Origin of the sequence: Psychrobacillus sp. FJAT-21963 (assembly GCF_001420585.1) — a bacterium.
Taxonomy (GTDB): Bacteria; Bacillota; Bacilli; order Bacillales_A; family Planococcaceae; genus Psychrobacillus.
The window spans coordinates 1-15957 of the sequence record NZ_LJIY01000011.1; the positions used below are offsets into that span (position 1 = coordinate 1).

General features: G+C 37.1%; 15 protein-coding genes, 1 tRNA gene, 1 other RNA gene and 1 other annotated feature. Of the genes, 14 read left to right on the forward strand and 3 right to left on the reverse strand.

Features of this window, described 5'->3' with window-relative positions; genetic code table 11:
* Nucleotides 1–911: 911 nt before the first annotated feature.
* Complete coding sequence (gene guaB / locus AN959_RS18075) at nt 912–2378, forward strand: IMP dehydrogenase (protein WP_053591124.1); 1467 nt, start codon at nt 912–914, stop codon at nt 2376–2378.
* A 138-nt stretch (nt 2379–2516) separates the two neighbouring features.
* Nucleotides 2517–3851, forward strand: coding sequence for a serine hydrolase (locus AN959_RS18080; protein ID WP_056832839.1), 1335 nt, complete (start codon nt 2517–2519; stop codon nt 3849–3851).
* 18 nt (nt 3852–3869) lie between these two features.
* Here AN959_RS18080 and AN959_RS18085 read toward each other — a convergent pair whose 3' ends face one another.
* The gene (locus AN959_RS18085; protein WP_056832840.1) at nt 3870–5291 is read right to left on the reverse strand and encodes a PLP-dependent aminotransferase family protein; all 1422 of its coding nucleotides are present in this window, start codon (nt 5289–5291) and stop codon (nt 3870–3872) included.
* 105 nt (nt 5292–5396) lie between these two features.
* Between AN959_RS18085 and pdxS the strand changes: the two genes are divergently transcribed.
* The 3 genes from pdxS to serS all read left to right on the forward strand — a co-directional run bounded on the left by pdxS (nt 5397) and on the right by serS (nt 8518).
* Complete coding sequence (gene pdxS, locus AN959_RS18090) at nt 5397–6287, forward strand: pyridoxal 5'-phosphate synthase lyase subunit PdxS (protein ID WP_056832842.1); 891 nt, start codon at nt 5397–5399, stop codon at nt 6285–6287.
* A gap of 1 nt (nt 6288) precedes the next feature.
* Entirely contained in the window at nt 6289–6882 is a 594-nt protein-coding gene (gene pdxT, locus AN959_RS18095) for a pyridoxal 5'-phosphate synthase glutaminase subunit PdxT (RefSeq protein ID WP_056832844.1), read from the forward strand.
* A 24-nt stretch (nt 6883–6906) separates the two neighbouring features.
* Nucleotides 6907–7124, forward strand: a binding site (T-box leader).
* 119 nt (nt 7125–7243) lie between these two features.
* Nucleotides 7244–8518, forward strand: coding sequence for a serine--tRNA ligase (serS, locus tag AN959_RS18100; protein ID WP_056832846.1), 1275 nt, complete (start codon nt 7244–7246; stop codon nt 8516–8518).
* Between the two features lie 39 nt (nt 8519–8557).
* On the opposite strand, the gene tadA is transcribed toward serS, so the two are convergent.
* A complete protein-coding gene (tadA, locus tag AN959_RS18105) occupies nt 8558–9016 on the reverse strand; it encodes a tRNA adenosine(34) deaminase TadA (RefSeq protein ID WP_056832856.1) in 459 nt (152 codons plus the stop codon).
* Nucleotides 9017–9107: 91 nt separating this feature from the next.
* Here tadA and AN959_RS18110 point away from each other — a divergent pair, with 91 nt between their 5' ends.
* The 3 genes from AN959_RS18110 (at nt 9108) to AN959_RS18120 (ending at nt 11653) form a co-directional block, all read left to right on the forward strand.
* Nucleotides 9108–10244: a glycosyl hydrolase family 18 protein gene (locus AN959_RS18110; protein WP_056832848.1), complete on the forward strand. Its 1137-nt coding sequence runs from the start codon at nt 9108–9110 to the stop codon at nt 10242–10244.
* Between the two features lie 105 nt (nt 10245–10349).
* A complete protein-coding gene (locus AN959_RS18115; protein WP_056832850.1) occupies nt 10350–10982 on the forward strand; it encodes a deoxynucleoside kinase in 633 nt (210 codons plus the stop codon).
* A gap of 2 nt (nt 10983–10984) precedes the next feature.
* Nucleotides 10985–11653 (forward strand): deoxynucleoside kinase, encoded by a 669-nt coding sequence (locus AN959_RS18120; protein ID WP_053591116.1) that lies wholly within the window; start codon nt 10985–10987, stop codon nt 11651–11653.
* Nucleotides 11654–11815: 162 nt separating this feature from the next.
* On the opposite strand, the gene AN959_RS18125 is transcribed toward AN959_RS18120, so the two are convergent.
* Nucleotides 11816–11908: transfer RNA gene (locus tag AN959_RS18125), tRNA-Ser, on the reverse strand.
* A gap of 150 nt (nt 11909–12058) precedes the next feature.
* Here AN959_RS18125 and ffs point away from each other — a divergent pair.
* From ffs to AN959_RS18150, 6 genes are all read left to right on the forward strand, one after another.
* An RNA gene (ffs, locus tag AN959_RS20830) (signal recognition particle sRNA large type) lies at nt 12059–12326 on the forward strand.
* Nucleotides 12327–12482: 156 nt separating this feature from the next.
* The gene (gene dnaX / locus AN959_RS18130) at nt 12483–14231 is read left to right on the forward strand and encodes a DNA polymerase III subunit gamma/tau (protein ID WP_056832852.1); all 1749 of its coding nucleotides are present in this window, start codon (nt 12483–12485) and stop codon (nt 14229–14231) included.
* Between the two features lie 14 nt (nt 14232–14245).
* A complete protein-coding gene (locus AN959_RS18135; protein ID WP_053591114.1) occupies nt 14246–14566 on the forward strand; it encodes a YbaB/EbfC family nucleoid-associated protein in 321 nt (106 codons plus the stop codon).
* A gap of 11 nt (nt 14567–14577) precedes the next feature.
* A complete protein-coding gene (recR, locus tag AN959_RS18140; protein ID WP_053591113.1) occupies nt 14578–15174 on the forward strand; it encodes a recombination mediator RecR in 597 nt (198 codons plus the stop codon).
* An 18-nt stretch (nt 15175–15192) separates the two neighbouring features.
* Nucleotides 15193–15405: a YaaL family protein gene (locus AN959_RS18145; protein ID WP_053591112.1), complete on the forward strand. Its 213-nt coding sequence runs from the start codon at nt 15193–15195 to the stop codon at nt 15403–15405.
* A gap of 63 nt (nt 15406–15468) precedes the next feature.
* Nucleotides 15469–15726 carry a pro-sigmaK processing inhibitor BofA family protein gene (locus AN959_RS18150; RefSeq protein WP_056832854.1) on the forward strand — a complete coding sequence of 86 codons (258 nt, stop codon included), beginning with the start codon at nt 15469–15471 and terminating at the stop codon, nt 15724–15726.
* Nucleotides 15727–15957: the final 231 nt, after the last annotated feature.

The following is a 15957-nucleotide window of genomic DNA, read 5'->3' on the forward strand; positions in this document are numbered from 1 at the left end:
CTCCCCCTGTGAGAGTAGGACGTCGCTGGGCAATTGAAAAGTCGTCACCGAGTAATCGGTGGCGGCTTTTTTTGTTTTACTAGAAAAAAGGCCGAAGGCAAAGAATTATAATAAACTTGCGAGAAAGTAGAGGAACAAAGAGTTCGAGGAAGCAAGGAAGAGAGGCTCGCAGCGTATGATATACGCGAGAATCGAACGACCGCGGCTGACGAAGAAATCTGCCGTTCATCTGCTTTCGCAGCCCGAACACGGAAGTGAAGCTCGCGCGCCGATGGTAGTTGNCCCGAACACGGAAGTTAAGCTCGCGCGCCGATGGTAGTTGGGGGTCTCCCCCTGTGAGAGTAGGACGTCGCTGGGCAATTGAAAAGTCGTCACCGAGCAATCGGTGGTGGCTTTTTTTTGTGCGGAAAGAAAAGGCCAAAGACAAAGAATTGTAGATAAACTTGGAAGATAGTCTTATAAACGTAGGACAGAAGAAAAAATGGGTCATCTCAGAGAAACTGAACTCTTTATTGTGAGAAATGGTCTCTTTCATTATCTAATTGATTGCTTTTAGATTCTCCTTAGTCGCTTATACGACTCATTTGGTTGCTCTAATAGGCAAACTAACTAGCCTCCCATATTTAAATATGAACTTAACGTATCTAATTTCAAATCGACACTCAGGTACTCAAATAATTTCAAGTTTTTAAAAGTATCTTACTTCCTTTTACTGGATAAACTTATACTGAAGAATCGGCATGATTGTAGAGATTACCTATGTTTTCTTAAAATGATATGGAATAAAGTAACAATATCTAATTTTAAAAGAAAAATCGGAATTATTGTTTTATTCTAGGAATCTTGACAGTGTGCTTGGGCGCTGATAACCTTACAATAATATTCATTTAACAGAGGAGGAAATTAGAGAAATGTGGGATACTAAATTTCAAAAAGAAGGTCTAACGTTTGATGATGTACTACTAGTTCCAGCACAGTCGGAAGTATTGCCAAAAGATGTGAATTTATCTGTTCAATTAACATCAAAGATTAAGTTGAATATACCTATAATTAGCGCAGGTATGGATACTGTCACAGAAGCTAAAATGGCTATTGCAATGGCTCGACAAGGTGGATTAGGAATAATTCATAAAAATATGTCCATAGAAGAACAAGCGGAACAAGTGGAAACAGTTAAACGTTCTGAAAATGGTGTTATAACAGACCCATTCTTCTTAACTCCAACCCATCAAGTTTATGATGCAGAACATTTAATGGGGAAATATAGAATATCCGGTGTTCCGATTGTAAATAATGAAGAAGAACAAAAACTTGTTGGAATCATTACAAACCGTGATTTGCGTTTTATTCAAGATTATTCTTTAATCATTGATGAAGTTATGACAAAAGAGCAATTAGTAACTGCACCTGTTGGGACAACTCTTGAAGATGCAGAGAAAATTTTACAACAATATAAAATTGAAAAATTACCTATAGTAGATGAAAATGGAATTCTTAAAGGTTTAATTACTATAAAAGATATTGAAAAAGTAATTGAATTCCCGAATGCTGCAAAAGATCAACATGGTCGCTTATTAGTAGGCGCAGCTGTTGGGGTTACAAAAGATACAATGATGCGTGTAGAAAAGCTTGTGAAAGCACATGTAGATATTATCGTAATTGATACTGCTCATGGTCATTCTCAAGGTGTAATGGATACGGTTAAGAGTATTCGTGAAGCATACCCAGATTTAGATATTGTGGCTGGAAATGTAGCTACGGGCGAAGCTACACGTGCTCTATTTGAAGCAGGAGCAGATGTAGTAAAAGTGGGGATTGGACCTGGTTCTATTTGTACTACTCGTGTCGTTGCAGGTGTTGGGGTTCCTCAGATTACTGCAGTATATGATTGTGCGACTGAAGCTAGAAAAGTAGGTAAGACTATTATTGCAGATGGTGGTATTAAATTCTCTGGAGATATTATTAAAGCACTTGCAGCAGGTGGACATGTTGTTATGCTAGGAAGTTTACTAGCTGGTACAACTGAAAGCCCAGGTGAAACAGAAATTTTCCAAGGTAGACGTTTTAAAGTGTACCGAGGAATGGGTTCAATTGGTGCAATGGAAAAAGGTTCAAAAGACCGTTACTTCCAAGAGGATGCAAAGAAATTAGTACCAGAAGGAATTGAAGGTCGTCTTCCTTACAAAGGACCGTTATCTGATACTGTACATCAATTACTTGGTGGAGTGAGAGCAGGCATGGGTTACTGTGGAACGAAAGACTTACAAGACTTACGTGAAAATGCTCAATTTATTCGCATGACTGGTGCAGGATTACGTGAAAGCCATCCGCATGATGTTCAAATAACGAAAGAAGCACCTAACTATTCTATTTCATAAGTAATGTATGAAAGAAACTTTAGCACCCATTTATCGTCTTTATCTAGGCAGAATGGGTGCTTTTTATATGTAAAGTGCTATTAAGCAAAAAAATGTGTTAAAATGAGCATTGAAAAAACTTTTAGTGGAGGTACAGTAGTGAAGAAAGTTTGGATGACATCAATGATAAAATGGCTAATACTTCCTATGTTTTTAGTATCAGTTATATGTGGAGCACCGGTCGAAACAAAAGCAGAGGATAGTTTGAATTTATATGTCGATGCTGCAATTTTAATTGATGCAGATACAGGAAAAATTTTATATGAGAAAAATTCAGAGTCACCATTAGGTATTGCTAGTATGACTAAAATGATGACAGAGTATTTGTTATTCGAAGCAATTGAAGAAGGAAAGATTTCTTGGGATCAACAATATTCAGTGACAGATTATACATACAAAATCTCTCAGGATCGCCGTTTAAGTAACGTACCTCTTCGTCAAGATGGTAGCTATTCTATTCAAGAACTTTATGAAGCGATGGCTATTTATTCTGCCAATGCAGCTACTATTGCAATAGCAGAGACAATCGCTGGGACAGAAGAGAACTTTGTGAAGCTGATGAATGAAAAAGCAGAAGAAATGGGCTTAGAAGGATATAAGTTTGTCAATTCAACAGGATTGAATAATGAGGATTTACAAGGGATGCACCCAGCAAGCACAGGTGCTTCTGATGAAAATGTTATGCCCGCTAAATCAGTTGCCATTCTTGCGTACAATTTAATGAAAGATTATCCTGAAGTATTAGAAACAACTAAAATTCCTAAAAAAACATTTCGTGAAGGCACTTCTGATGCAATTGAAATGAGTAACTGGAACTGGATGTTACCAGGATTAGTGTATGAATACGAAGGTGTAGATGGATTAAAAACTGGAACAACCGATTTTGCAGGTCATTCCTTTACTGGAACTGCTCAAAAAAATGGAATGCGTGTGATTGCAGTTGTTATGAAAGCTGTAGATGCGAATGGAGCAGGTACATATAAAGCTCGATTTGATGCAACAAGAGCATTGTTTGACTATGGATTTGCACAATTTTCTAAAGTAGAAATAGTTCCTGCAGGATACAAAATTCCTAAAAATAAAACATTACCTGTTATAAAAGGTAAAGAAGATTCCGTTGCAATAGCTGTAAAAGATCCAATTTCTATGGTTATTAAAACAAGTGAAAAAGACATGTACAAGCCTGTTTTTACACCTGATAAGAAAAACTTAGAGGCAGACGTTAAAGAAGGTACAGTCGTAGGTAAAGTTCATTTGGAGAAAACGGAAGGCTCTGATTACGGTTATATCACAGATAAAGCAGCTGAAGTAGATGTAGTTACTACAGAATCAGTAGAACGTGCTAGCTGGATTAGTTTAATGTTCCAAGGAATCGGTAAATTCTTCGGTAATTTATGGAATAGTACAACTGATTTTGTTGGCGGATTATTTTAATATCAAAACACCGTGCGCTTAATTGCGTTCACGGTGTTTTTTTATATCCCAAGCATTCATTAAAGCATTTATGGAAGAGGGAATTTCCAGGACATCAATTCCTCCAAAGCCTAAAACAATTTTGGGATCTGTAGCAACATCTGTATCCTCCGTTGCATACTCACGAAGGCCATATACACGTATACCCGAATTCTTTGCAAGTAAAACTAGTTCCTCTTCTTTTTTAGATGTATGAATAGTTAATAATATATGCATGCCTGCCTGCTCGCCTGAAATCGTAACAGTAGGATTATATTTAGCAATTGTTTTCGTTACCATTTCTAGTTTTCGTTTATAGATTTTTCTCATTTTATTTAAATGCTTGGCAAAATGACCTGACTCCATGAATTTTGCTAATACATGCTGATCAATTCGAGGTACGGTTGCTGCATAATAAGAGAATTTTTGCTTATATTGCATGATCAGTGCTTCTGGTAATACGGCATATGCAATTCGCAGCGATGGCATTAAGGATTTGGAAAACGTACTTAAATAAATGACACGCTGATTTTGATCAAGTCCCTGTAAAGAAGGAATAGGTCTACCTGTGTATCTAAACTCACTGTCATAGTCATCTTCAATAATATATCTATTCTCTTGTTGATAAGCCCAGGATAAAAGCTGGCTCCTACGCGTAGCAGAAAGTACAGCACCTGTTGGAAACTGGTGTGAAGGAGTTACATACATGACGGTAGCTCTAGTTTTTTCAAGTTCCGACACTATTACTCCGTCCATATCAACAGAAATAGGCAATGATTTTTTTCTATCATCTAAAAATAAATGATGGGTGAGTGGATAACCCGGATTTTCAATACCATAAACAGCTTCTTTGCCTAGTAAACGGATAATTAACGGCATTATTTGCTCTGTTCCGGAACCAAGAATAATTTGTTCAGGTTTACATTTAACGCCACGTGATTGGTATAAATAAGAGGAAATATGTTGCCGTAAAACATAATCTCCTTGAGGATGCCCAAGTTGAAGAAAATCTTTATTTGCCTCGTTAATGGTTTCCTTCGTAAATTTCCTCCATGTAGTAAATGGAAAAGAATCTGTATCAATTTTACCGGGTGAAAAATCTATCATTACATGGTCGGTGTCGCTTATTTCTCGTGTCATCAATGGTAAATCTTGTTCAATCAAAGCTAATTCTTCTAAGCTTTGAACAAAAAATCCCTTTCTAGCTTCTGAACTAATAAAACCCTCTGCTACAAGTTGACTATACGCAAATTCAATTGTAGTTTGACTAACAGCCAAATATTCTGCAAGTTTTCTTTTGGAAGGAAGTTTTTCTCCTTCTTCTATTTTTCCCTCAATTATTGCATCTTTAATTTCATTGTAAAGTTGTTCGTATAAAGGAGTTTGGGCTTCTTTTTCTAGTTGAAACATTAGATAGTCCATTTTTCATCACCAATCTGACCACTCTGTATTTCTGATTTCTGGTACTTTTCAAATGGTCATCTTTTATTATACTAAACTTCATAAAGAATATGGAGGGAAAAATTTATGACTACAAATTTAACTGGTACAGAGAGAGTAAAACGTGGAATGGCAGAAATGCAAAAAGGTGGCGTTATTATGGACGTTATCAATGCTGAGCAAGCAAAAATTGCAGAAGCTGCTGGGGCAGTAGCAGTAATGGCATTAGAACGTGTACCATCTGATATTCGCGCAGCAGGTGGTGTTGCTCGTATGGCAGATCCACGCATAATGGAAGAAGTAATGGGAGCAGTAACAATTCCAGTTATGGCGAAAGCACGTATTGGTCATATTACAGAAGCAAGAATTTTAGAAGCAATGGGTGTTGACTACATCGACGAGTCTGAAGTTTTAACTCCTGCAGATGAAGAGTATCACTTACGTAAAAGCGAATTCACAGTACCATTCGTTTGCGGATGTAAGGATTTAGGGGAAGCAGCTCGTCGTATCGGAGAAGGAGCTTCTATGCTTCGTACAAAAGGGGAACCTGGAACAGGGAATATTGTAGAAGCTGTTCGTCATTTACGTAAAGTAAATGCGCATGTACGTAAAATTGTTCATATGAACGAGGATGAATTAATGACAGAAGCAAAAATTTTAGGAGCACCATATGATGTTTTATTGCAAATCAAACATAATCGTAAATTACCGGTTGTAAATTTTGCAGCTGGTGGAGTAGCCACACCAGCGGATGCAGCATTAATGATGGAGCTTGGAGCAGATGGTGTATTTGTTGGATCAGGAATCTTCAAATCAGAAAACCCTGAGAAATTTGCAAAAGCAATCGTAGAAGCAACAACACATTACCAAGACTACAAATTACTCGTAGAAATTTCAAAAGACCTAGGAATTCCGATGAAGGGAATTGAAATTTCTCGTTTATCTGCCCAAGATCGTATGCAAGATAGAGGGTGGTAACATGGCAAAGATAGGCGTATTAGCTCTTCAAGGAGCAGTAAGTGAACATATTCGTTCCATAGAAGCATGTGGAGCTCAGGCTATCACAGTAAAAAGCAAAAGTGATTTAGCTTTAGTGGATGGATTAATCCTTCCAGGTGGAGAAAGCACAGCGATGCGAAAACTAATTGATCGATTTGAGATGTTGGAGCCTCTCCAACAATTTGCGGCTGCAGGAAAGCCGATGTTTGGAACTTGTGCAGGATTAATACTATTAGCAAAAAAACTTGTTGGTTATGATTTTTCACATATTAGTGTTCTGGATGCAAAAGTAGAACGTAATTCTTTTGGACGACAAGTGGATAGCTTTGAAACGAGTTTAGTGATTAAAGATGTTGCAGAGGATTTCCCAGCTGTATTTATACGAGCCCCTCATATTGTAGAAGTTGGTAAAGATGTTGAGGTACTTGCTCGCTTTGAAGGAAAAATTGTTATGGCAAGACAAGGTTATTTGCTCGGATGCTCCTTTCACCCTGAACTGACTGCAGATCATCGAATTACAGCGTATTTTACTGAAATGGTCGAGGATTCGCTTGCATTAACAGTAAATATATAGTAAAGTATGAGTAATTTCATGAATGTAAAAACGATGATAGGAAGTAGTAACAAGCACGTTTTTTATAGAGAGTCAGCGGCTGGTGTAAGCTGATATTAACACTTGTGAATCCGTCCTTTGAGTTGCGCGGCTGAAAATTTAAGTAAGTCGTGGCCGGTTGAAAAAGCCGTTATGGAACAAGTGGATTCAGTTTTTTACTGAATCAATCAGGGTGGCAACGCGGGTATGCTCTCGTCCCTTTTATTTGGGATGAGGGCTTTTTTGCGTTTTTTAACCTTATTTGCTGCATATATAAGCACTTAATGAATAAGGTTAAAGCTTCCCAAATGAGAATTTGATTAAAATAGAGGAGGAAACTCATATGTTAGATGTAAAATTTGTACGTGACCATTATGAAGAAGTGAAAGTTAAGCTTGCTAAGCGTGGAGAAGAGATATCCGAATTTGATCAGTTTCTACCATTAGATCAAAAACGTAGAGAATTAATTGCAAAAACAGAAGTGTTAAAAGCAGAAAGAAATGAGTTTTCTCAAAAAATCTCTGAGATGAAACGAAATAAAGAAAATGCGGATGATCTAATTGCACGTATGCGCGAAGTTGGCGATGAAATTAAAGAACTAGATGATGAGTTAAGAGATGTGGAAGAAAAATTTGAATATATGATGATGCGAGTTCCAAATATTCCTCATGAAAGTGTACCAATCGGTGACTCAGAAGATGATAATGTGGAAATCCGTAAATGGGGAGAAGTTCCTTCATTCGATTTTGAAACCAAAGCCCATTGGGATATTGCAACAGATTTAAAAATAGTAGATTTTGAGCGTGCTGCGAAAGTGACAGGAAGCCGATTTGCTTTCTACCGAGGATTGGGTGCAAGACTTGAACGTGCATTGATAAACTTTATGATGGATTTACATGCTGAAGAGCATGGATATGAAGAAATGTTACCTCCATACTTGGCAAATCGCACAAGTTTAACAGGTACAGGTCAGCTTCCGAAGTTTGAAGAAGATGCGTTTTTAATAGGAGAAGAAGATTATTTCTTAATTCCAACGGCAGAAGTGCCAGTAACCAATTTCTATCGTGATGAGATTTTAGATGGAGCAGAACTTCCACAAGCATTCACTGCTTTTAGTGCTTGCTTCCGTTCTGAGGCGGGATCTGCAGGTCGTGATACTCGTGGTTTAATACGCCAACATCAGTTTAATAAAGTAGAACTTGTTCGTTTTGTTAAGCCGGAAGAATCATATGAGCAATTAGAGCTTTTAACAGGGCATGCAGAAAAAGTGTTACAACTTTTAGGACTCCCATATCGAGTGCTTCATATGTGTACTGCGGATTTAGGCTTTACTGCAGCGAAAAAATATGATTTAGAAGTTTGGTTACCGAGCTACGGGGAGTATAAAGAAATTTCTTCTTGTAGTAATTTTGAGGATTTTCAAGCTCGTCGTGCAGGCATTCGTTTTAGAAGAGAAGCGGGTGGAAAACCAGAGTATGTACACACATTGAACGGTAGTGGACTTGCACTTGGACGTACAGTAGCAGCAATTTTAGAAAACTATCAGCAAGCTGATGGTACTGTAGTAGTTCCGGAAGTTTTACGTCCATACATGGGTGGAAAATCTGTAATTAAATAATAGTTGAACTCAATAATGTTGGAGTAACCAGAAACGCAATTATAAGCCGCGTTTCTGGTTCTTTTTTTGTTCTCGTAAATTGCGAAAAAAATGAGTAAGCATGGCCCCACATTCTTCTGCTAAAACACCTTCTGTCACTTCACACATATGATTAAACCTATTGTCTTTTAAAAGATGATAGAGAGAATCTACACAACCGGCTTTTGCATCTCTAGCTCCATAGACAACACGTGGAATACGGGATTGTAAAATAGCTCCTGCACACATAGGGCAAGGCTCCAGTGTGACGTATAAGGTTGTTTCTTCTAATCTCCAACTGCCTATTTTTTTACACGCCTCTTGAATCGCTAGTAGCTCTGCATGTGTAGTTGCATTTTGGGTAGTTTCTCTTAAGTTAAAAGCCTGGGCAATCACTTCTTCTTTATATACAATGACAGCCCCAATTGGTACTTCACCGATTTCTGCTGCTTTTTTAGCCTCTGCTATCGCTAAATTCATATAGTGTTCATCCAATTAGAATCAACCCCTTTTGCATAGTGTAGCATGTTTTATTTACATATTGCATATTCTATTCTGAAGGAGTGATCGATTGATTTATGTAGTGAAAAAAGGGGATAGTTTATACTCTATTGCAAAGCAGTTCGGTACAAATACTTCAACGCTTGCCTCTATAAACGAGCTGCCAGATCCAGATGTATTGGTCTTAGGTCAAGCGCTAGTTATTCCATCTACACCAAGTCCTGAAAGACCATTCGTTGAATCTAATCTATATGTAGAGTGGTTCACCGAAGTTCCATCCGCTCGTGTAATCGAGCAAGTAGAAAAAGCGGCACCTAATTTAACTTATATGATGCCTTTTGCTTATGAGGTGTTGCGTGATGGATCCTTGACTCCCATGAATTGGGGGACGTTACAGGAAGTAGCGCAAAGAAACCAGGTAGAATCTGCCATTGTGTTAGCGAATATTGAAGATGGAGCGTTTAATGCATCACTAGCCCATACTATTTTTACAGATGAACAAGTCAAACAAAAAGTATTTGAGCAAGCAGTAGCTGAAGCAAACAAAAGAGGAAATAAACATATTCATTTAGATTTCGAATATATCGCTGCGGAAGACAGAGAAAACTATGTGAATTTTATAAAGGATTTAAAGGAGTATGCGGAAGGATTTACAATATCCGCAAGTGTTCCTCCTAAGACGAGTGCTGAGCAAGCTGGGAAATGGTATGAAGGTTTTGACTATAAAGCACTTGGTGAGGTATTAGATTTTATTGTAATTATGACCTATGAATGGGGCTACAGTGGTGGACCACCAATGGCAGTTTCCCCAATTGGTCCAGTTCGTCAAGTGTTAGAATATGCAGCGACAGAAATTATTCCCAAGAAGATATTAATGGGACAAAATTTATATGGGTATGATTGGACACTTCCTTATAAACCAGGGAATCCTTTTGCTAGAGCTATTAGCCCTCAGCAGGCTATTCAATTAGCAAAGGAACGAAATGCTGCGATTGAATATGACCAAACTGCACAAGCGCCTTTTTTTCATTACTGGAGAGATGGTATAGAGCATGAGGTGTGGTTTGAGGATGCACGTTCCATACAGGCAAAATTTAATCTTTTAAAAGAGTTGGGGCTTTTAGGAATCTCCTATTGGCATAGTGGTTTTGATTTTCCTCAAAATTGGTATTTACTCAACGAAATGTTTCGTGTGAGAAAAAAGTAGAGCAAATTTGCCTTTCTTTTAGAAAGGTGGATTTGCTCTGTTTTTCGTTTTCTAGCTATGATAAAATAAAGGGCACGACTTGAATATTAGAGTGAGGTTAAAGCTATGTCCATTCCATTTATAACGGTAGAAGGTCCTATAGGGGTTGGAAAGACCTCCTTAGCAAAAGCTATTGCTGCCAACTATCAATTTGAATTACTTAAAGAGATTGTGGATGAAAATCCTTTTTTAGATAAGTTTTATGAAAATATTGCGGAGTGGAGCTTCCAAACGGAAATGTTCTTTTTATGCAATCGATATAAACAATTAAGCGATATCCAGAAGAATTACCTTTCCAAATCTAAAGCAGTAACAGCTGATTACCATATTTTTAAAAATTTAATTTTCGCTAAACGCTCGTTGAATGAAGTAGAATATAAAAAGTATGAAGAAGTATACAAAATATTAATAAATGATATGCCTGTCCCAAATATGGTAATTTATTTGGACGCTAGCCTAGATGTATTAATGGACCGCATTGACTTACGTGGTAGAGATTTTGAGAAAAGGATCAGTCCGGATTATTTGGAGCAGCTTGCATCCGATTATCGTGTATTTATTGATCATTTTGAAAAAAAACATCCAGAAGTACCAGTTCTTCGATTTAACGGAGATGAATTAGATTTTGTTCAAAATGGACAAGACTTGCAAACAATTTTAGATAAAGTAGATGCAACATTACATAGAAGGAGTTTTTAAGTATGAATTTAAGAGAGAAGTATGGTATCCCTTCTAATGCGGTTATAACGATCGCTGGAACAGTTGGAGTAGGGAAATCTACGATGACAAAAGCACTTGCGGATGCCCTTCATTTTAAAACATCCTTTGAAAAGGTAGATTCAAATCCTTATTTAGATCGTTTTTATAATGATTTTTCAAAATGGAGCTTTCATTTACAAATTTACTTTTTAGCAGAGCGTTTTAAAGAGCAAAAGAGAATGTTTGAGTATGGCGGGGGATTTATCCAAGATCGTTCCATTTATGAAGACACTGGAATATTTGCACAAATGCATAAAGAAAAGGGAACGATGGATCCTGTAGATCACGAAACATATACTAGTTTGTTTGAAGCAATGGTTATGACACCATATTTCCCACATCCTAATTTGCTAATTTATTTAGAAGGAACATTAGATAATATTATTGATCGTATTCATGACAGAGGTCGACCAATGGAGCAGCAAACACCAATTGCTTATTGGGAGGAAATGCATGGTCGTTATGAAAAATGGATTGACTCTTTTAATGGCTGCCCTGTACTTCGCTTAAATATTAATGACTATGACATCATAGAAAATCCTGATAGCGTCGAAGCGATTGTTGAGAGAATAGGACATTTCATGGAACAAACAGAAGCACTACGTAAATAAGAGAAACCCTCTTGCGATTTTATTGCAAGAGGGTTTTATGCATAAAAAAAGACAACTAGTTAAAGTTGTCTTTTTTAATATTCTGAACACTTAAGTTTTAAGAAAAATTCGTTACTAATGCAACGAATTCAATCTCAAATTTATGCGTGTGTGTATTTAAAATGGAGGAGGAAGAGGGATTCGAACCCCCGCGCGGTTTGACCCGCCTGTCGGTTTTCAAGACCGATCCCTTCAGCCAGACTTGGGTATTCCTCCGAAGTACAAGAATTAATTTATCACGGATAAAAACCAAAGTCAATCATTTTAATAAAAAAATAATTGATTTTTTGAAGAAAATATTGTTACCAAAATTTAGATTATCATTTCGATTGATTTTTGTCGCTAAAAAACGTATACTAATCTATGCCGTGCTAGGTGGGAAGGTAGCGGTGTCTTGTAACTCGCAATCCGCTCTAGCGAGACTGAACTCCTTCTCTGAGGTTGAATACATGTAGGGTCTGGTATTTGCACGTGATGTTGACGTTTGGGTCCTGCGCAATGGGTGCCCATGAACCATGTCAGGTCCGGAAGGAAGCAGCATTAAGTGGTGTTTTCTCATGTGCCGCGGGGTAGCCTAAGCCGAGTTAACGACAAGGGTGCCGCTTATGTGTTTCAAGCGAAGGAAGGTGCACGGCAATTAATTTTAATATAAAACTACTATTCTCATTTGTCTTTTAGGCAAATGAGTTTTTTTATGAGAAAAAACGCTATGTGTAATAGGCGAAGTCAATGTTTCTTTATGGTATAATAAAATTATTATTTAATTTTACATTAGAAGGAGAGGAATTTGTTGTCGTATCAAGCTTTCTACCGCGCTTATCGGCCTCAGTCGTTTGCGGAAATGTCTGGACAAACACATATCAAACAAACACTTCAAAATGCCCTCCTTTACGATAAAACTACACATGCGTATTTATTTTCGGGTCCTCGTGGAACAGGAAAAACGAGCGCCGCAAAGATATTTGCGAAGGCTCTGAACTGTGAAAACGGTCCAGCTAAAGAACCGTGTAACACTTGTGAAACATGTAAAAGTATAACGGACGGATCCAATACAGATGTGATTGAATTTGATGCGGCTTCCAACTCTCGAGTGGAAGAAATGAGAGATATTATTGAAAAAGTACGTTTTGCTCCTTCTAACGCTCGTTACAAAGTGTATATTATAGATGAAGTTCATATGCTCTCAACTAGCGCTTTTAATGCTTTATTAAAAACTTTAGAAGAACCGCCTGCGCATGTTGTATTTATCTTAGCTACAACGGAGCCACATAAAATCCCGTTAACAATTATTTCTAGATGTCAGCGATTTGATTTTAAACGAATTACTTCCGTGGACATTGTTGCAAGAATGAAAGAAGTATTAATAGATGCTAATATCGAATATGATGAAGACGTATTAAAAATTATTGCTCAAGCAGCGGCCGGCGGAATGCGTGATGCACTTAGTATGCTCGATCAAGTAGTATCTTTTAGCGGAGAGAAAATGACAATAGAAGATGCCCTACTTGTAACAGGGTCTATTGGTCAAGAAGTATTCTTTCAGTTAGCAAATGCTTTAATTGAAAAGGATGTAGCGAAAGCATTAAGTTGCGTGGAACAGTTAGTAGATGATGGAAAAGATCCAGTTCGCTTAACAGAAGATTTTGTAACATTTTATCGTGATTTACTTGTGTTACTTGTTGCGCCAGAACAAACCGAGCTATTAGAAATAGCCTCTGGAGACGAATCATTTCTTGAATTAGCTTCTAAGTTTCCGGTAGATACGTTATATAAAAGCATCTCGATATTAACTAACACACAACAAGAGATGCGATTTTCTAACCACTCAAAAGTATACTTAGAAACAGCTATTATACGATTAGCGCAAGTTCCAAGAGATGTAGCTACATCTGATGGAGATAGCTCTGAGCTCGAACAGAAAATTAAACTGTTAGAAACTCAATTGCAACAATTACAACAACAAATAAGCCAAGGTATCTTGCCACAAGCGAATGCTGTGTCACAAGAACAACCGAAAAGACAACGTCAGAAATCGAACTCAGGAGTTAAAGTATCCAGTGGACGTATACATGAGATATTAAAAACGGCAACAAAGACAGACATTCAAGCTATTAAATCTCAATGGGCCAATATATTGCAGCAACTGCAAAAATCACATGCGGCGCTTTTAAATGATGCTGAACCAGTTGCAGCATCTTCTAATGCTTTTGTGTTAAAATTCAAATATGATATACATTGTCAAATGGCAATGGAGAATAAAACTTTTTCTTCCTCTTTCCCACAACTCATTTCTAGTTTAACTGGCACGATGTATGAAGTGGTATATGTCCCAGAGGACAAATGGTTGATGATAAGAGAAGAATTCATTCAACAAAATGGTTTAAAATCAAATAATAATGAAACAACTGAGGAGACAACCTCACAGCCTAATGTTGCGATGGAACTTTTAAGTGGTATGGAAGAAATATCGGAGGATCCTTTAATTGTGGAGGCCGAGAAATTATTTGGAAAAGAATTTGTAGAAGTACATGATGACTAAGGAGGAATTATATTATGCGTGGAATGGGTAATATGCAAGGTATGATGAAGCAAATGCAAAAAATGCAAAAGAAAATGGCAGAGGCACAGGAAGAACTGGGTAACCAACGCTTTGAAGCAGTTGCCGGTGGTGGTATGGTAAAGGTTATTGTTTCTGGACATAAAGAAGTATTAGAAGTAGTACTTGATCCAGCTGTAGTGGATCCAGAAGACGTAGAAATGTTACAAGACTTAATAGTAATCGCAACAAATGAAGCTATTAAAAAAGCAGAAGAAACAGCGAACTCCACGATGGGACAATTCACGAAAGGATTGAACCTCCCTGGTATGTTCTAGGAGGAATTAATATGCATTATCCTGAACCAATATCAAAACTAATAGATAGTTTTATGAAATTGCCAGGAATCGGGCCGAAAACAGCGGCTCGCCTGGCGTTTTTTGTATTAACAATGAAAGAAGATACCGTTTTAGATTTCGCTAAAGCTTTAGTGGATGCTAAAAGGAATTTAAGCTATTGCTCCGTATGCGGGCATATTACAGATATAGACCCTTGTCATATTTGTCAAGATAAACAACGTGATTTATCTATGATTTGTGTAGTTCAAGATACAAAAGATGTAATAGCAATGGAAAAAATGAGAGATTACACCGGTCTATATCATGTTCTCCATGGAGCAATTTCTCCAATGGATGGGATTGGTCCTGAAGATATCAATGTTCCCTCGCTATTAAAAAGATTACAAGATACACAAGTAGAAGAACTTATATTAGCAACAAACCCTACAATTGAGGGAGAAGCGACAGCAATGTATATTTCCCGACTAGTAAAACCTTCTGGTATTAAGACAACAAGAATTGCACACGGATTACCTGTAGGTGGAGATTTAGAGTATGCGGATGAAGTAACTTTATCCAAAGCATTAGAAGGTCGCCGAGAGTTATAAGGGAGTTGTTTATATAAGATGTTTTTTCAAAAAGGAAAATTAAGAAAAGAATTTGATCTACAATTTGTGGATCTTATGAAACAAACAAAAGAAGAATGGCAACAAGCACAATCGTTAGAAGAGTACTTGAATGATTATGATTTAGATGTAGTAGCAAAAAGAAAAATGGCGGAAAGTATCCATTTCTACTTATATAAAGAAGCGAAAATTAGAAATGTTATTTTGAAATGAGCATGATAGTAGTACTAGCTTCATATGCTAAGAGATAGTTATTTTATGGAGGAGAGATGTTTCATGAAAGTAGTTATCATTGTATGTTCGCTAGTACTACTATTGTTACTTATGTTCAGAAAGTCTTTTTCAAACATTATGGAAGGATTATCGATCTTTTTATTCCGTATAGGATTCTCCGTTCTATTATTATTTGGAGTGCATTTACTTTTAGGATTAATCGGATATTCAATCCCTGTTAATTTATTCACAGGAGCTGTGGTAGCAGTATTAGGAATACCTGGTGTAGCCTCTGTCATAGCCATTTCACTATTAATTTAAATTTATTTTTAAAAGTGTTGACTTTCTGTTTGGATGAGAGTAATATTGTAGAAGTCGCCAAGAGGTAAACAACACGGCAGACAACATGAACATTGAAAACTGAACATGCAAAACGTTAAGACATATAGTTTGATAGACTAGCTTCGGTTAGTCAGATAGCAAACAATTTTGACATCATTTAATGATGATGCCAGCAAAACAAAATGAGCTTTTTAAGTTCTCTATTATGGA